Annotated in this window: 16 protein-coding genes and 1 tRNA gene; 9 read left to right on the forward strand and 8 right to left on the reverse strand. The window is 70.1% G+C overall.

Annotated elements, in window-relative coordinates; translation table 11 throughout:
* Nucleotides 1-95: 95 nt before the first annotated feature.
* Entirely contained in the window at nucleotides 96-1241 is a 1146-nt protein-coding gene (gene hppD, locus ACZ7EG_RS04615) for a 4-hydroxyphenylpyruvate dioxygenase (protein ID WP_471072155.1), read from the reverse strand.
* Between the two features lie 123 nt (nucleotides 1242-1364).
* Here hppD and ACZ7EG_RS04620 point away from each other — a divergent pair, with 123 nt between their 5' ends.
* From ACZ7EG_RS04620 to ACZ7EG_RS04650, 7 genes are read left to right on the forward strand one after another with little or no spacing between them, the layout of a single operon-like run.
* Complete coding sequence (locus tag ACZ7EG_RS04620) at nucleotides 1365-1835, forward strand: Lrp/AsnC family transcriptional regulator (protein ID WP_031140050.1); 471 nt, start codon at nucleotides 1365-1367, stop codon at nucleotides 1833-1835.
* A gap of 40 nt (nucleotides 1836-1875) precedes the next feature.
* Nucleotides 1876-2523, forward strand: a complete 648-nt coding sequence (locus ACZ7EG_RS04625; RefSeq protein WP_471072159.1) for an ABC transporter permease — start codon at nucleotides 1876-1878, stop codon at nucleotides 2521-2523.
* Nucleotides 2516-3775, forward strand: coding sequence for a betaine/proline/choline family ABC transporter ATP-binding protein (locus tag ACZ7EG_RS04630; protein WP_471072162.1), 1260 nt, complete (start codon nucleotides 2516-2518; stop codon nucleotides 3773-3775). Before ACZ7EG_RS04625 ends, ACZ7EG_RS04630 begins: the two co-directional genes overlap by 8 nt.
* Nucleotides 3772-4572 (forward strand): ABC transporter permease, encoded by an 801-nt coding sequence (locus ACZ7EG_RS04635; RefSeq protein ID WP_471072166.1) that lies wholly within the window; start codon nucleotides 3772-3774, stop codon nucleotides 4570-4572. Before ACZ7EG_RS04630 ends, ACZ7EG_RS04635 begins: the two co-directional genes overlap by 4 nt.
* Complete coding sequence (locus ACZ7EG_RS04640; RefSeq protein WP_471072169.1) at nucleotides 4569-5531, forward strand: glycine betaine ABC transporter substrate-binding protein; 963 nt, start codon at nucleotides 4569-4571, stop codon at nucleotides 5529-5531. Before ACZ7EG_RS04635 ends, ACZ7EG_RS04640 begins: the two co-directional genes overlap by 4 nt.
* Before the next feature lie 47 nt (nucleotides 5532-5578).
* On the forward strand, nucleotides 5579-6166 hold the full coding sequence (locus ACZ7EG_RS04645) for an ArsR/SmtB family transcription factor (RefSeq protein WP_471072490.1): 588 nt from the start codon (nucleotides 5579-5581) through the stop codon (nucleotides 6164-6166).
* Between the two features lie 10 nt (nucleotides 6167-6176).
* A complete protein-coding gene (locus ACZ7EG_RS04650; RefSeq protein WP_471072172.1) occupies nucleotides 6177-6347 on the forward strand; it encodes a hypothetical protein in 171 nt (56 codons plus the stop codon).
* On the opposite strand, the gene ACZ7EG_RS04655 is transcribed toward ACZ7EG_RS04650, so the two are convergent.
* The 4 genes from ACZ7EG_RS04655 to ACZ7EG_RS04670 all read right to left on the reverse strand — a co-directional run bounded on the left by ACZ7EG_RS04655 (nucleotide 6344) and on the right by ACZ7EG_RS04670 (nucleotide 12035).
* Nucleotides 6344-7135: a S16 family serine protease gene (locus ACZ7EG_RS04655; protein WP_471072175.1), complete on the reverse strand. Its 792-nt coding sequence runs from the start codon at nucleotides 7133-7135 to the stop codon at nucleotides 6344-6346. The two genes, ACZ7EG_RS04650 and ACZ7EG_RS04655, sit on opposite strands and share 4 nt — an antisense overlap.
* A 357-nt stretch (nucleotides 7136-7492) precedes the next feature.
* Nucleotides 7493-8134: an IclR family transcriptional regulator gene (locus tag ACZ7EG_RS04660; RefSeq protein ID WP_471072178.1), complete on the reverse strand. Its 642-nt coding sequence runs from the start codon at nucleotides 8132-8134 to the stop codon at nucleotides 7493-7495.
* Between the two features lie 336 nt (nucleotides 8135-8470).
* Nucleotides 8471-10270 (reverse strand): DEAD/DEAH box helicase, encoded by a 1800-nt coding sequence (locus tag ACZ7EG_RS04665; RefSeq protein WP_471072181.1) that lies wholly within the window; start codon nucleotides 10268-10270, stop codon nucleotides 8471-8473.
* A gap of 271 nt (nucleotides 10271-10541) precedes the next feature.
* Entirely contained in the window at nucleotides 10542-12035 is a 1494-nt protein-coding gene (locus ACZ7EG_RS04670) for an MFS transporter (RefSeq protein WP_471072184.1), read from the reverse strand.
* Nucleotides 12036-12228: 193 nt separating this feature from the next.
* Here ACZ7EG_RS04670 and ACZ7EG_RS04675 point away from each other — a divergent pair.
* Nucleotides 12229-12300: transfer RNA gene (locus ACZ7EG_RS04675), tRNA-Cys, on the forward strand.
* Between the two features lie 150 nt (nucleotides 12301-12450).
* Here ACZ7EG_RS04675 and ACZ7EG_RS04680 read toward each other — a convergent pair.
* On the reverse strand, nucleotides 12451-13350 hold the full coding sequence (locus ACZ7EG_RS04680) for an RICIN domain-containing protein (RefSeq protein ID WP_471072187.1): 900 nt from the start codon (nucleotides 13348-13350) through the stop codon (nucleotides 12451-12453).
* 354 nt (nucleotides 13351-13704) lie between these two features.
* On the reverse strand, nucleotides 13705-14193 hold the full coding sequence (locus ACZ7EG_RS04685; protein ID WP_471072190.1) for a DUF6083 domain-containing protein: 489 nt from the start codon (nucleotides 14191-14193) through the stop codon (nucleotides 13705-13707).
* Nucleotides 14194-14416: 223 nt separating this feature from the next.
* On the opposite strand from ACZ7EG_RS04685, the gene ACZ7EG_RS04690 reads away from it, so the two are divergent.
* Complete coding sequence (locus ACZ7EG_RS04690; RefSeq protein WP_471072193.1) at nucleotides 14417-15637, forward strand: LPXTG cell wall anchor domain-containing protein; 1221 nt, start codon at nucleotides 14417-14419, stop codon at nucleotides 15635-15637.
* A gap of 12 nt (nucleotides 15638-15649) precedes the next feature.
* Here ACZ7EG_RS04690 and ACZ7EG_RS04695 read toward each other — a convergent pair whose 3' ends face one another.
* Complete coding sequence (locus ACZ7EG_RS04695) at nucleotides 15650-16816, reverse strand: SUKH-4 family immunity protein (protein ID WP_471072196.1); 1167 nt, start codon at nucleotides 16814-16816, stop codon at nucleotides 15650-15652.
* Nucleotides 16817-17034 lie beyond the last annotated feature (218 nt).

Here is a 17034-nt window from a genome sequence, read left to right on the forward strand (position 1 = left end):
CGTGACACCCGGACGACCCGCGGCAGCGACGGCACCCGCGGCATCGGCCGCACCGGCCGCACCGGCGGCACCGGCGGCACCGGCGGCACCGGCGGCTACAGGTTGCCGCGGCGCTCCTGCTCGCGCTCGATCGCCTCGAACAGGGCCTTGAAGTTGCCCTTGCCGAAGCCCATGGAGCCGTGGCGTTCGATGATCTCGAAGAAGACCGTCGGACGGTCCTGGACCGGCTTGGTGAAGATCTGCAGCAGGTAGCCGTCCTCGTCGCGGTCGGCGAGGATCTTCAGCTCCCGCAGGGTGTCGATCGGGACGCGGGTCTCGCCGACCCACTCCCCCAGCGTGTCGTAGTAGGAGTCGGGCGTGTTGAGGAACTCGACGCCGGCCGCGCGCATCGTGCGGACCGTCTGCACGATGTCGCCCGTGTTGAGCGCGATGTGCTGCACGCCCGCGCCGCCGTAGAACTCCAGGTACTCGTCGATCTGGGACTTCTTCTTGGCGATGGCCGGTTCGTTGATCGGGAACTTGACCTTGAGCGTGCCGTCGGCGACGACCTTGGACATCAGCGCGCTGTACTCGGTGGCGATGTCGTCGCCCACGAACTCCTTCATGTTCGTGAAGCCCATGACCTTGTTGTAGAAGCCGACCCACTCGTTCATCTTGCCGAGCTCGACGTTGCCGACGCAGTGGTCGATCGCCTGGAAGGTGCGCTGGGCGGGCGGCTCGACCATCGGCCTGGCCGCGACGTAGCCGGGCAGGTAGGGGCCGTCGTAGCCGGAGCGCTCGACCAGGGTGTGGCGGGTCTCGCCGTAGGTGGCGATGGCGGCCAGGACGACCGTGCCGTGGTCGTCCTTCTGCTCGTACGGCTCGGCGACGGAGCGGGCTCCGTGCTCCAGGGCGTAGGCGTAGGCGGCGCGCGCGTCCGGGACCTCGATGGCGAGGTCGACGACGCCGTCGCCGTGCTCGGCCACGTGCTTCGCGAGGAAGTGGCCCCATTCGGTGGTGGGCTTGATGACCGAGGTGAGGACGAAGCGGGCGGAGCCGTTCTCCAGCACGTAGCTCGCGGTCTCGCGGCTGCCGTTCTCCGGTCCGGAGTAGGCGACCAGCTTCATGCCGAAGGCGGTGGAGTAGTAGTGCGCCGCCTGCTTGGCGTTGCCCACGGCGAAGACGACCGCGTCCATTCCCTTGACCGGGAAGGGGTCGGCCTGCCGGGCGGTGTCGGGAGTGTGGTGTGTGGTCTGCGTCATAGCCGCAGGGTCTCCCCGACCGGCAAGGTGCGCAATAGTTTGCGTTTCAGCTGGGCAATCTGTTCAGCAATGCGGGCGTATTCTCGGCCCTTCTGTACAGGATGACCATGCCGGGAGGCTGCTGTGGCGATCGATCATCTGGACGGACGGATCATTCTGCTGCTGGCCCGGGAGCCGCGGATCGGGGTGCTGGAGATGTCCCGGCGGCTGGGGGTGGCCCGGGGCACCGCACAGGCGCGGCTGGACCGGCTTCAGTCGAACGGAGTCATCCGCGGATTCGGTCCGCAGGTGGACCCGGCCGCGCTCGGCTACCCCGTCACGGCGTTCGCGACGCTGCAGATCCGGCAGGGGCAAGGGGCCGACGTACGGGCGCACTTGGCGACCGTGCCGGAGGTGCTGGAGCTGCACACCACCACCGGCACCGGGGACATGTTGTGCCGTCTCGTGGCCCGCTCCAACGCCGATCTCCAGCGTGTGATCGACCGGGTCGTCGGTTTTGATGGCATCGTCCGGGCCTCCACGGCGATCGTCATGGAGAACCCCGTTCCGCTGCGGATCATCCCGCTCGTGGAGCAGGCCGCGGAGGAGACCTGACACGTGGCGCAGGAGACCTGACGTGTAGGGGTGAGCGCGTGTGAACTTCTGGGAGTACCTGGTCAGCCGGCACCAGCAGCTGCTCACGGACGCCTACCAGCACGCGAGCGTGGTCTTCCAGTGCATGGTCGTCGCGACGGCGCTCGGGGTGCTGATCGGCGTGGTCACCTACCGCAGCGAGTGGGCCGGGAACCTCGCGACCACGACCACCGCCACCGTCCTGACCGTGCCGGCGCTCGCCCTGATCGGTCTGCTCATCCCCCTCGTGGGCCTCGGAGTGCCGCCCACGGTGATCGCACTGACGCTGTACGGGCTGCTGCCGGTCGTGCGCAACGCGATCGTCGGGCTGCGCGGTGTCGATCCGGCGCTGGTGGACGCGGCCACCGGCATCGGGATGTCCCGGCCGGCCCGGCTGGTGCGGATCGAGCTGCCGCTGGCCTGGCCGCCCGTCCTGACCGGGATCCGCGTCTCCACCCAGATGCTGATGGGCATCGCGGCCATCGCGGCGTACGCCTCCGGCCCGGGCCTCGGCAACGTCATCTTCCGCGGCCTCGCCTCGCTGGGCAGCGCCAACGCGCTCAACCAGGTCCTCGCGGGCACGCTCGGCATCATCATCCTGGCGCTGCTGTTCGACGCCGCGTACGTCCTGATCGGACGGCTGACCATTCCCAGGGGGATCCGTGCCTGAGACCGGCGACCACGGCGCCTCCATCGAGCTGGAGAGCCTGACCAAGCGCTACCCCGGCAGTGCGCAGCCGGCCGTGGACAACGTGAGCATGCAGATCAAGGCGGGCGAGGTCGTCGTCCTGGTCGGCCCCTCGGGCTGCGGGAAGTCCACCACGCTCAAGATGATCAACCGGCTGATCGAGCCGACCGGCGGCCGCATCCGCATCGGCGGCGAGGACGTCACCGACATGGATCCGGTCAAGCTGCGCCGCAGGGTCGGCTACGCCATCCAGTCCGCCGGCCTTTTCCCGCACATGACGGTGGCGCAGAACATCGGGATCGTTCCGAGGATGATCGGCTGGCCGAAGGCACGGATCAAGGAGCGGACCGAGGAGCTCCTCGACCTCGTCGGCCTCGACCCCGGGGAGTTCCACGGCCGCTACCCGCGCCGGCTCTCCGGCGGACAGCAGCAGCGTGTGGGCGTGGCCCGGGCGCTGGCCGCCGATCCCCCGGTGCTGCTGATGGACGAGCCGTTCGGGGCGGTGGACCCGATCACCCGTGAGCACCTCCAGGACGAGCTGATCCGGCTGCAGCACGAGCTGCACAAGACGATCGTCTTCGTCACCCACGACTTCGACGAGGCGATCAAGATCGGCGACCGGATCGCCGTGCTGCGCGAGCGGTCGCACATCGCGCAGTTCGACGCCCCCGAGGCGATCCTCACCAACCCGGCGGACGACTTCGTGTCGGGGTTCGTGGGCGCCGGTGCGGCGCTGAAGCGCCTGAACCTGACCCGCGTACGGGACGTGGAGATCACCGACTATCCGACGGTCACGGTCGACGACCCGCTGCAGGAGATCTTCAACGTGCTGCGGAGCAGCGGCAGCAACGAGATCCTGCTGCTCGACCGGCGCGGCCGTCCCTACAAGTGGCTGCGGCGCGGGGATCTGATGCGGGCCCGGGGGTCGCTGGCCCGCGCCGGGACGCTGGTGAGCGACACGGTCACCCGGGACGCGACCCTGCGCGACGCGCTGGAGGCGGTGCTCACCGACAACGCCGGGCGGGTGGCGGTGACCGGACGGCGCGGCGAGTACACGGGTGTCGTCGACATGGGGACCCTGATGAACTCCGTGCACGAGATGCTGGAGGCGGACCGGCTCGACGCGATGGAGCACCAGCACGAACTGGAGTCGCTGCGGGCCTCGCAGACGCACGCCGAGCAGGAGGGGGCCGCGGGCCCGGCGGGCGTGGGCGTCCCGGGAGGGAAGCGGTGACCGCCACGGAGGTCGGGGGGACCTCCGGGCCCGTCGCGGAGGCGCCCCAGGCAAAGCGCCCGCCCGCCCGTCTGACCTGGCAGAAGCTGACGTTCCTGCCGGCCGCCCTGATCGCCGTGCTGCTCGCCACCTGGCTCTGGTTCCGGCAGGCCGACCTGGACGCGCTCACCCGCAACGCCCTGTCGGGCGGCCAGGTCACCAAGGCTCTGTGGCAGCACATCCAACTGACCGCGATCTCCACGTTCTTCGTGCTGATCATCGCGATCCCGCTGGGCATCCTGCTGACCCGCGGGGCGCTGCGCAGGGCCACCCCGGTGGCGATGGCGTTCGCCAACACGGGCCAGGCGACCCCGGCGATCGGCCTGCTCGCCCTCCTGGTGATCTGGCTGGGCATCGGCCGCAGGGCCGCCCTGATCGGCATGATCATCTACGCCATCCTGCCGGTGCTCGCCAACACGATCACGGGCCTGAAGGCGAACGACCCGACCCTGCTGGAGGCGGCCCGCGGCATCGGCATGTCCCCCACGGGGGTGCTGACCCGGGTGGAACTCCCGCTCGCGGTCCCGTTGATCCTCGCGGGCGTGCGCACGGCCCTCGTCCTGAACGTCGGTACGGCGACCCTGGCGGTCTTCGGCGGGGGCGGTGGCCTCGGCGTGCTGATCACGACCGGCATCACCAACCAGCGGATGCCGGTGCTGGTGCTGGGATCGGTCCTCACGGTGGTGCTGGCGCTGCTGGTGGACTGGCTGGCGTCGATCGTCGAACTGCTGCTGCGGCCGCGGGGGTTGCAGCCGTGAGAGGGCGTACGTGCCTGGCGTCCGCCGGCCTGCTGCTGGCGGCGGCCGGGTGCGGCCTGACCAGCGGCTCTCCCCTGACCGACGACGTGAAGCCGGGCTCGATCGGCCGGGGTGAGCCGCTGAAGGGCGCGCAACTGACCGTGACGTCGAAGTCGTTCACCGAGCAGCTGATCCTCGGCTCGATCATGGGCATCGCGTTCCAGGCGGCCGGAGCGGACGTGATCGACCGCACCGGCATCCAGGGCTCCATCGGCAGCCGTGAGGCGGTCCGCAAGGGCGACGCGGACGCCGGGTACGAGTACACCGGCACGGCCTGGATCACGTACCTCGGGCACAGCAAGCCGATCACCGATCCGCAGGCGCAGTGGGACGCGGTGAAGAAGGAGGACGCGAAGAACGGGCTGGTCTGGCTGCCGCCGTCGAGACTCGACAACACCTACGCGCTGGCGATGAACCGGCAGAACGCGAAGAGGTACGGCACGAAGACCATGTCGGAGGTGGCGAAGCTGGCGAAGTCCGACCCGGGGGCCGTGAAGCTCTGCGTGGAGGTCGAGTTCGCGAACCGGGCGGACGGGCTGCCGGGCATGCAGAAGGCCTACGGCATGGACGTCCCGGCGCGGGACATCACGCAGATGGACACCGGGATCATCTACACCCAGACGGACAAGGGCAGTTGCACGTTCGGTGAGGTGTTCACCACCGACGGGCGCATCAAGTCCATGAACCTGGCGGTGATGGACGACGACCGCAAGTTCTTCCCCAACTACAACGCCGCGCCGATGATCAACGCGAAGTCCCTGAAGGAGTGGCCGGCGATCGCGGAGGTCCTGAACCCGGTGACGGCGAAGCTGGACAACGCCGTGGCACAGACGCTCAACGCGAAGGTGGATGTGGACGGGGAGGATCCGCACCAGGTGGCGCTGGACTGGATGGTGGCGGAGGGGTTCGTCGACGAGTGAGTTACAAAGATAGCGTTGCAAAGGAAGCTTTGCAACGCTATCTTTGCATCGTGAGCGAGCCCGAGAACACATCCGTACGGCAACTCGACGCCCGATCCCTGCGGGGACTGGCGCACCCCCTGCGCATGCAGCTGCTGGACGCCCTGCGCTTCGGCGGCCCGGCAACCGCGTCGCAACTGGCCCAGAAGCTGCACGAGTCCAGCGGAGCCACCAGCTACCACCTCCGCCAACTCGCGGAGTACGGCTTCATCGAGGACGCCCCCGAGCACGGCAAGGGGCGCGAGCGGTGGTGGAAGGCGGTGCACCACGGCCTCCGCTTCGACGACGCCCTGCTCACCGACTCGGATCCGGCCGTACGCGGCGCGGCGGACCTGTACCTGCACGAGGTCGCCACCACGCAGGCCCGGGACCTGTCCACCTGGCTGGGCAACCGCGGCTCATGGCCCGAGCAGTGGAGCGACTCCTGGGACATGAGCAGCGCGACGCTGAGTCTCACTCCGGAACTGACACGCGAGCTCGTCGAGAAGATGCACGAGCTGGTCGAGACCTACCGCGACCGAGCCGCCGCCGAGGACGCACCCGGCACCGAGCAGGTCCGCATCCACACGCACGCCTTCCCTGTTCGCACCGACTGAAGGGTTCGCCATGCACCCGGACATCCACCTCGCCCTGCACCACGCCCGCGCCGCCGAACTCCGTGCCGAGGCCGGGCCCCGTCCGGCACCCCCGCACGACCTCCGTGCGCGGCTGGGATGGACCCTCATAGAAGTCGGACTGAAACTCGCCACCCGGCCCGGGCCGGTCCCCGCCCACTAACAGCTGGGCACGGAACCCTTCCCCGTCTCCAGGGCCACCAGCGAACTCACCGTGCTCTTCAGCGTGGTCACCGGAATCAGCCGCAGCCCCTTCGGAAGCTCGGCGCGAGCGTCCCCGCACTCCGCCTTGGGGACCAGGAACACCGTGGCACCGTCCCGCCTCGCGGCCTGGGTCTTGAGGGCGACGCCCCCCACCGCACCGACCCGGCCGGCCGCGTCGATCGTGCCCGTACCGGCGATGACCCGGCCGCCGGTGAGATCGCCGCCGGTGCCGTCGCCGTCGAGCTTGTCGACGATCCCGAGGGAGAAGAGCAGCCCGGCGCTGGGGCCGCCCACGTCCGCGAGCTTCAGGCTGACCTCGACGTCCTTGTCGTCGAGGCCGAGGTACCCCAGCGCGGCCTGCGTCGCCGCGTCCTGGGACTCCTTCATCTGCTTCTCGTTGTGCCGCTCGATCTCCTTGACGTTGCCCCCGCTCGGGTAGACGGAGTCGCGCGGCATGACCGCCTGGTCGGTACGGAACCAGCTGTCGATGACGTCGGGGAGCGAGACCCGGGTGTCCGGGGAGGTCGCCTCGATGGTGGTCATCCGCAACTGGCCCCGGGTGTCCCGGACCGGCGCACCGGAGATGGTGATCACCTCCGTGCCCTTGTTCTCACCGAGCACGTTCGCCGTCAGCCCCGGCTGCGCCACCGAGAACGGCAGCGGCGCGAACACCGCCGTCGCGAGCAGGGCCACGACGGGCAGGGCGCAGACGGCGATGGCCTGGGGGCGCGTGAGGCGAGAGAACACGGGATCAATCTAACGCGGGAGGGGGACACCGCCGGGACCAGGGCGCCCGGGGCCCGAGCGGGCAGACGGCCGGCTGCCGGCACACGGCGTCCCCCGCCGATGCCGGGACCAGGGCGCCCGGGGCCCGAGCGTTCCGGCCGCCGGAGCGCCCGGGGCCCGAGCGTTCCGGCCGCCGGCCGTCAGCACACGGCATCCCGCCCCGATGCGGAAAAACCACCAGGCCTCAGCACACCGCGTCCGGCCGCCGCCACAGTCAGACCGCCGGCCGTCAGCACACGGCATCCCGCCCCGATGCGGAAAAACCGCCAGGCCTCAGCACACCGCGTCCGGCCGCCGCCACGGGCAGACCGCCGGCTGTCAGCGCAGTGCCTCCGCGACCTCCCGGGCCGCGTCGACGACCCGCGGCCCCACCCGTTCCGGCACCGCCTCGGCCAGCATCACCACGCCCACGCTGCCCTCGACGCCCGTCACGCCCAGCAGCGGTGCCGCGGCCCCCCAGGCGCCCGCCTCCAGCTCCCCGTGGGTCAGCATGTAACCGGGTTCGGCCATCGGGTGCTGCCGGGCCGCGAGTATCGCCTTGCCGGCGGCGCCCCGGTCCAGGGGATGCCGGAACCCGGCGCGGTAGGCGACGTGATAGTCCGTCCAGGTCGGCTCCACGACGGCCACGGCCAGGGCGTCCGCCCCGTCGACCATGGTCAGATGCGCCGTCGCGCCGATGTCCTCGGCCAGTGACCGCAGCGCCGGCAGCGCGGCCTCCCGCACCAGCGGATGGACCTGCCGCCCCAGACGCAGCACGCCGAGCCCGACCCGGGCACGTCCGCCGAGGTCACGGCGTATGAGGGCGTGCTGTTCCAGCGTGGCGAGCAACCGGTACACGACGGTCCGGTTCACGCCCAGCCGGAGGGAGAGTTCGGTCACGGTCAGCCCGTGGTCCGTGTCGGCGAGCAGCTTGAGGACCCGCAGTCCCCGGTCGAGCGTCTGGGAGGTCTCCGCGGTCACGACGCCCACTCCTTAGTGGTGAGGTCGGCGGCTCCCTGGTCGGCGGATGCGTCACCGAGTCCCGTCGGTGACGCGCTTCAGAGGCCGCCGATCGGTCGGCGGCCCGGCCTGTCCGGGCCGCGTCGCTTCACGGCTGCGCTCCGCGGCGGCGCTGCCACGGGGCGTGTGCGTAGCCGGACAGTAGCGAAGCAGGTTCGCTGAGCGGAAGCCTCCGTCCAGAATCCGGGCACGGGACGGGGCGTGATGCTGGACTTTGCGGCGGTATGCGCACCCGGCAGGGGCGCGGGGAACGGCGCGACCAGCCACACACGACCCGCGGGCGACGCGCGAGGAGCGTCACTTCATCCGCGTGGCCCACTCCTGCACCTTGGCGATCCGCTGCCGCAGCTGCCCGGCCGTCGCCTCCGCCGCCGGAGGCCCTCCGCACACGCGCCGCAGCTCGGTGTGGATGACCCCGTGCGGCTTGCCGCTCTGGTGGACGTACGCGCCGACCATCGTGTTGAGCTGGCGCCGCAGCTCCATCATCTCCTTGTGGGAGACCACGGGCCGCCGCTCGGCGGGCACTTCGAGCAGGTCGGCTTCCTCGTCCGGCTTCTTGCGGCTGTGCGCGATCTGCCGGGCCTGCCGCTTCTGCAGCAGCAGCTGCACCTGGTCGGGCTCCAGCAGACCCGGGATGCCGAGGTAGTCCTGCTCCTCCTCGCTGCCCGGGTGGGCCTGCATGCCGAACTCGGCGCCGTTGTACATGACCCGGTCGAAGACGGCGTCGGACTCCAGCGCCTCGAAGGAGAACTGCTCCTGCTCGCCGGTGTCCTCGTCCTGCTCCCGGTTCGCCTCGTCCATCTCCTTCTCGGACTCGGCGTACGGGTCCTCCTCGCCCTGCTTCTTGGGCTTGTCGAGGACGTGGTCGCGCTCGCGCTCCATCTCGTTGGCGAAGGAGAGCAGGTCTGGCACCGTCGGCAGGAACACCGAGGCGGTCTCGCCGCGCCGCCGGGACCGCACGAAACGCCCGACGGCCTGGGCGAAGAAGAGGGGGGTCGAGATGGTGGTGGCGTAGACGCCCACCGCGAGCCGCGGCACGTCGACACCCTCGGACACCATGCGCACCGCGACCATCCACCGGTCGGTGCTCGCGCTGAAGTCGTCGATGTTCTTCGAGGCGCCGGTGTCGTCGGAGAGCACGACCGTGGCCTTGCTGCCGGTGATCTCGCGGATCAGCTTGGCGTACGCACGCGCGGAGTCCTGGTCCGCGGCGATGACGAGCGCACCCGCGTCCGGGATGGCCTTCCGCACCTCGGTCAGCCGCTGGTCGGCGGCGCGCAGCACGGCGGGCATCCACTCACCGCGCGGGTCGAGGGCGGTCCGCCAGGCCTGGCTGACGGCGTCCTTGGTCATGGGCTCGCCCAGCCGGGCGGCGATCTCGTCGCCGGCCTTGGTGCGCCAGCGCATGTTGCCGCTGTAGGAGAGGAAGATGACGGGCCGCACGACGTTGTCCGCGAGGGCGTTGCCGTAGCCGTAGGTGTAGTCGGCGGCGGAGCGCCGGATCCCGTCGTTGCCCTCCTCGTACGTCACGAAGGGGATGGGGTTGGTGTCGGACCGGAAGGGCGTACCGGTCAGGGCGAGCCGTCGCGTCGCGGGCTCGAAGGCCTCGAGGCAGGCCTCGCCCCAGGACTTGCTGTCACCGGCGTGGTGGATCTCGTCGAGGATGACGAGCGTCTTGCGCTGTTCCACGCGGTTGCGGTGGAGCATGGGCCGGACGCCGACACCGGCGTACGTCACGGCGACGCCGTGGTACTCCCGGCCGAGCGGCCCGGCGCTGTACTCCGGGTCGAGCTTGATCCCTATGCGGGCCGCGGCCTCCGCCCACTGCTTCTTCAGGTGCTCGGTCGGGGCGACCACGGTCACCTGCTGGACGACGTGGTGGTGCAGCAGCCAGGAGGCCAGCGTCAGCGCGAAGGTCGTCTTGCCCGCGCCGGGGGTGGCGACCGCCAGGAAGTCCCGCGGCTGCTCCTGGATGTACTTGTCCATCGCACCCTGCTGCCATGCGCGCAGCTTGCTGGCGGTACCCCAGGGGGCGCGGCCGGGGAACGCCGGGGACAGGTGGTGCGAGGCGGAACTGGTGCCGGCGGTGGTAGTCACGGTCTCCGTTGGGGGTCGGGCGGCTCGTGCGAGGGAGCCTGACGGCTCGGCTACGTATGACAACCGGGCCACCCTACCGGCGCCCCGAGCCGGTCAACGCGCGGACCGGGCCGGGGCACCTGCGGGTGGGACCGACGTCACAGCCCCGCAACCGCCCCGCGATCCTCCCGACCTCCCCCTCGGCCCCGGAGGCGACGTCGACGACCAGCGCGTAGGCCGTGTCCTGGTCCCTTTCCGGTCAGATCGACGTCATGGAGGGGCGTGGAAGGTGCTACGGCCGTCGCTCCCGCAGCCGCGTCGACACCCAGGCCCCGGCCAGGGCCACCGCCGCCATCGGCAGGAACACGGCGGTGAAGGCGGCCGGGTGGGAGCCGGAGGTGTGGGTGGTCGCGTGGGAGAGCGTGCCGCCGCCGAGCGCGGCGAAGGCGGCGCCGCCGGCGGACAGCAGGACGACGTTGGAGAGCGCGTCGGAGATCTGCAGGGCGGCGGAGTTGGTGCCGGCCTCCTCGGGGGCCGAGAGCTTGAGCAGCAGGACGCTCGTGGAGGAGATCACGAGCCCCATCCCGAAGCAGCCGAAGGCCCAGGCGACGGCCACGGTCCAGACGGGCACGGAATCGACGAGCACACTCGGCGCCGTCGCGATGGCCGCGGCCACCAGCAGCATCCCGACCGTGGTCAGCCGCTCCCGGTACGGCTCCACTCGCGAGCGCGACTGCACCCACGAGCCCAGCGCCCACGTGCCCCCGCCCGCGGCGAGCGAGAACCCGGCCAGCGTCGGACTGAGCCCGCGCTGCGTGACGAGCATCAGCGGCACGAACGACTCGGCGGCGATGAAGGACCCGGCGGCGACGCCGCGCAACAGCACGACCGAGGGCAGCCCGCGGACGGCCCGGTAGGTGCCGCGCGGCAGCAGCCCGAGCACGGCCGGCACGAGCAGGGCCATGCCCACGGCACCGGGCAGGAGGGAGAGCGGCCGCAGGTCCTGGGCGGCGTACTGGAGCAGTCCGGCGCCCAGGGAGATGGCCAGGGCGAGCCGGATGCGCCGGCGGTCGAAGGAGGCGGGCTCCTCCGCCCCGACGGGAGTCCCCGCCGTGGCGGACTGCGCGGCGGTCCGTCCCGCCGGGCCGGACGCGCGGCGCCGTAGCTGCGGCAGCGCGAGCGCGAGCGGGAAGACGACGAGCACGGGTATCCCCACGAACACCCATCGCCATCCCAACTGCTCGGTCACCGTGCCGGCGGCGAGCGGGCCGACGATCGACGGCAGCACCCAGCTCGCGGCGAACGCGGCCATGATGGACGGCCGCAGCCGCTCCGGGTAGGCCCGCCCGACGACGACGTACAGCGCGACGATCACCAACCCGCCGCCGAAGCCCTGCACGGCCCGCCCCAGGATGAACACCCACATCGTCCCGGCGGTCCCGGACAACAGCAGTCCGGCCCCGAAGGAGGCGATGCCCGCCGTCAACGGCCCCAGCGGGCCGCGCCGGTCCGACCACTGCCCGGAGAGCACCATCCCGAACAGACTGGTCGTGAAGTACCCGGAGAACGCGAACGCGTACAGAGACACCCCGTCCAGCTCCCGGGCCGCGACGGGCATCGCCGTCCCCACGGCGGTCGCCTCGAAGGCGATGAGCAGCACGACGGAGACGATCCCGACACTCAACGCCCGGTACGCCGCGCCCAGTACCCCCTCTTCCCGCTCTGCTGCGGAGGGCGGTTCAGCGGCTTCCTCGACATCGGCACCACGCGGCTTCGGCACGGTCATGCCCGTCAGCGTAAGGTGCACGCCCCACTTTGACCCCTGTCCGAAGACGGTCGCCGCCTAGGACCTTGGTCGTACCCCCCTCTTCCCGGCCACTCCCTTCATGAACGGCATATGGCAGTCACATTGCAGCCCGCGCGATGCCCTTGAGCCCCACCCCACCCCGGCCTACGGTCATGACACCGAGTGCAAACACGGCCGTGTGCCCGAGTGGTTCAGGGGCTCGCCTGCAAAGCGAGTTACGTGGGTTCGAATCCCGCCACGGCCTCTATCGCCTTGACCAGGCAAAACGAAAGGTCAGCACGCCGGAAGGAATTCCGCCCTGCAACCGCCCGTCTCAGTTGCCGTCTCACTTGGTCGAACAGAGCCTTGCCGGGAGCGAGCGAGGTCGCTGGATCACGCGCCCGCCAGAGTCGTCTCAGAATCTCCACTGCCACCGCTGATTTTCGCCGCCCCACCAATCCCATTGAGTCAGAGGGGCGCCGTTTTGTGTTGAAATCCCTTCGATGTCGAGCACCTTTCCGCTGTGCCTCGCCGTCAATTTGACGGACTTCCAGACGGTGGGCCCGCGAGGACCTACAAACTCGGGCCGGAACTGCTGATTGTGCCCTCCCCGCCAGTCCCACTGAATGATCGGCGCCCCATTTTCAGTGGACCCGTCACGAACATCAAGGACCTTGCCGCTATGGTCCGCAACGATACGCATGTAGCCTTCGCCTACCGACTCCATTCGGAACCGTTGCATTCCACCTCCCCACCAGTCCCATTGAATGATCGGCGCCCCGTTTTCAGTGGACCCGTCACGAACATCAAGGACCTTGCCGCTATGGTCTGCAAACATCGGCCGAACCGGCGACCTGGCAAACGTAACGACGTAGAGAAACCTTTGACCGCCGGCTGGCTTTGTGCATCCACCCATATGCGTGAAACTCGGCTCTTCAATTAGCTCTCTATGCCGCCCCGTGCTTACGTTCAGCCACCAATTGATCGCCGAATCAATCGAAAAAACTGGCGAGTTATAGTATCGGATCTCACCCATGCGTTCCGGGGCCCACCCCCGCCCGGCAGCCGCTTCAGTGATCCGACCACCTGGAGTACTACCGTCCGATCCTAGATGCTTCTTAGCGACATCGGAGTTCGCATCCTCGTAGATCCACGGGTTGCGAGCCATGTCTCCGATGTGACGGGAAGCGGCAGCAAATAGTTGATTGTCATAAAAGAGAGGGGAGCGTCCAATGCTCGCCCGATGCTCGTTTATTCGATCATACAGAGCCCTCGGTTGGGCGATATTCCCGAGAGGACGGATTCCGGTACCCACGGCACCTCCCAATCACCGATAGCGGGCCGCTACACCTCTTCCAGTTTGCGACTGTTACCTCATACGCCGCAACTTGAGCAACATGTCGCGTAGTTCAGTTGAATATGCGACGTTCTAAAGTTTCTAGCCACCACCAAAGCCCCACTCAAGTTAGTGATGAGAGGGGCCTCGCCCAGGTTGATGCTTCTCTTCAATCGTTGAGAGATTGCCAGATCAGACTGTCCACCTGCTTCGCGATACCGGTACGCACCGCATCCACCATGTGCTGATACCGGGTGGCCATGGCGGTCGTCGACCAATCCCGCCACGGCCTCCAGCGTCAGCCCGCCGAGCGCTGACACGGGTTCCGTGGCGTCAGCCGGCGTTCGGAAGTGCTGCCGGGCCGGTGTCCCCGTCGGCCTTTCGCCGTGCCCTGCGGGCGTTTTCCGCACGTACGGCGTCCAGCCATCGCCAGATGCCCGCCTCCTCCGGGCTCAGACCGGGGCAGGCGATGCGATGCGGGACGCGGCACACCGCACCGGGTGCGGGCTCGTCCTCGCGGCCGTTCCACGCCGTGCCGTTGGAGTCCACGTACCAGCGGTGCCAGGCGGGCACCATGTGCGCGGGTACCGGCTTGCCCGGTTCGAGGAGGACATGGCCGCCGTAGTAGGTGACGTGCCGTTCAGCGGTCAGCCCGCAGTCGGGGCAATCCGGTGGAGCGGGTGGCTCCGGGCCGGTGGCACCTTCCCTCGCGGCCTGTGCCCGGTCGGTGTTCTCCCACGGCCGCGGCGCATCAGGGGGCCGCTGCCGGTGTCCGTCGGGGTCGGGTAACGGGATGATGCTCGACTCGTCTGTGTCCCCCATGGCCCGAGCATGTGCGGGAGTTGAGGGGCGGGGAAGGGCGCGTTCAGGGCGCAACGGGGCAATCCGCCGAGTGCCCGGATCCGACGCGCCATTCGATTTCCGGCCCGGGAAAGTCCCGCACAACCCCAAGCGCCTCTCAGGTGTCCAGAACATGACCGGTAGCCCACGCTCCGGTCGTCGTGCCTTCCGGGGCCGACGAGGAATCCCGACGAGGAGAACCACCGTGCACCTGCGCCCCTCGGCAGCCGTCCTGACCGCTGCCGTGATCGCCGTCGCCGGTCCCGCTGTCGCCGCGCCCCTGGCGCACGCGGAGGGGGGCGAACCCGAACTGGTCGTGTCGGCCCTGCCGTCCGCGGCCCCCAAGCCGGGTGAGGTCTACGACAAGTCCGTCACCCTCACCAATCAGGGCACGGCCGCCGTGGACGGGGTGACCTTCCGGGTGCGTCTGACGCGCGGGCTGGACTTCCCCGAGCAGGTGAAGGGCTGCACCTACTCGACCGTCGAGGACCAGGTGCGGCAGGCACTCTGCGAGCTCGACACGGTCATCGCACCCGGCGCCTCCGTCACCACGCCCGTCCGGTTCAAGGCGCTGGACAAGGCACTGATGGAGTCCGTCGAGTACGGCACGAGCGCGACCGGTGACGCCCCGGGCGAGGGATTCGACGAAAGCTACCGGCGGCTCACCCTGACCGCGGACAACACCGCCGACCTCGTCGCGGTCGGCGAGGACACCGAGGCGCTGGCGGGCGAGGAGCAGTCGGTGACGGCGACCCTGCGCAACGACGGCCCGGGCTGGGTGCAGAACCAGGAGAGCGACGACCTTCCGGGCCTGCTGGTGCAGATCCCGCCGGGCACCGTCGCCGTCGGAGTGCCGAAGGGCTGCGCGCCGTTCGGGATCGACGGGCCGAGCGGGCCGCAGGGGACCACGGGCAAGCCCAAGTACGTGTGCTGGCCGCAGGACGGGACCCTCGACGTCGGTCAGTCCCTGGACTACACCTTCACGCTGAAGATCAAGGAGTCCGCGCAGGACACCGAGGGCGAGGTCAAGGCGTCGTCGGTCTACGACATCGCCCCGAAGTACGACGCGAACCGGGCCAACAACACCGCCGTGATCAGCATCGACCTGCCGAGCGACTACGAGCCGGAGCCGAGCCCCTCGGACGGCGCCGACGGTGGCTCCGGCGACGGCGGCAACGGCAACGGCAACGACCCGGAGGGTCAGGCCGCCGGTGGTACGGGCGTCACTGCCTCCCCCTCGGCGTCCGCGCCGGCCTCGGAGGGCACCACGACCGGTGGCTCCACCGGCAGCACCACCGGCGGCAGCCTCGCCACCACCGGATCCGACGGCACCCCGCTCCTCGCCGGTGCGGCTGCCGCCGCCGCGGTGCTCGGAGGCGGCCTGGTCTTCGCCGTCCGCCGCCGCAACGCCGTCAAGTCCGGCTGACGGCGACCCTCGTCAGAGCACCCCGCCGGCCTCGTCCTGGAACGCGTCCGTCCAGTAGTGGCGGACCGTTCTGCCCGCGGTGGCGCCCGTGGGGTCCACTGCCGACAGGACCTGGAGCATCGTCATGGCCAGCTGGTCGTAGGTGTCGGTCGTCAGCTCGTGCGCCGCCTGGGCGTCGATCGCACGCTCGCGGTGCAGGAGCCAGAGGGTGAAGGCGAGGGTCGACACGTCCGTGTTCAGCGGGTACAGCGTCGCCTCGGGTTCGCTCCAGTTCAGGACGGCACCCGTCGCGCCGTCGACGACCAGGCTGTTGTCCTCGACCAGGTGGCCGAGGCGGATCAGGCGGTGGGCCCCCGCGGGGAGTTCGGCCGGAGCCTCGGTGTCGGCGTAGTACTCGGCGAGCGTCGCCAGGGGAACGTCCGTGTCCAGGGAGAAGACGTGGGCGTCCTCCGGCAGGCCCACCTCGCGCAGGAAACGGCGGGTCGGCTCGTGCGTGAGGGTCGCGGGGAAGTCGACGTCCTCGAAGCGGGCCACCTTGCCGGGGCCGAACTCCTGGTCCAGGAGACGGTGCGGGAGGTCCAGGGAGAGGCCGGACGCGCCGCCCCGGCCTGCCACCAGGGACAAGGGCCGGATCAGTGCCGCCATCTTCCAGAACGGGGCCGGTTCGCCGTCCGCGCCGTCCCGGAACACCGCGAGCAGGTGCTGCGAGGCCTCCGCCACCGCCTTGAGGCCGAAGCGGCCCGCGTAGGAGGCGAACTGGCCGCGCAGACCGGCCAGTTCGTCCGTGGCCTCCGCGAAGCGGACCAGCGTCCGCAGCGAGGGGGCCAGGGGGCGGCGGTCCATCAGGTCGGGGCGGTCGTGCAGGACGTACGTCGTCGAGATCTCGCCCGTCGCGCCGTCCAGCAGGACCGATTCCGTCTCCAGGCCGACCGGGCCCAGCAGTCCGCCTATCACCAGCTGCTCGCTCAGCTCGGCCGGGAGGCGGTCGTCCGGGTCGCCGGTCGAGTCGGCGACCGTGCGCAGTCCCTCGCGGCTCAGCTCCGCGAAGCTCAGCACGCCGCTGTCGCAGGGCAGTCCGGGGCCGGTCAGCCAGTGCCGCGTGGACGCGTGCGTCACCCACGGGTCCAGCTCGGACTCGGTCAGGGTGATCACCGCGGAACCGGCGTCGGTCGTACTCATGGGCTCCCCCGCATGTGCTTGCTCACCGTCCCCTGGCGGAGCACGGCAGGCCGCCCGGACCAGCCCGGCAGCCGTTCCCCACTGCCCAGAACAGTACGCCCCACCACTGACAACGCCCCGGAACAGCGACGCGCGCCCGACGACCACGCCGCGTCACCTCACAAGACGCTCAGAGCACCCTCGCGCGTTCCCTTTCCGCCGAAATCGCTTTCATTTCT

The organism is Streptomyces sp. NPDC037100 (genome assembly GCF_055606225.1).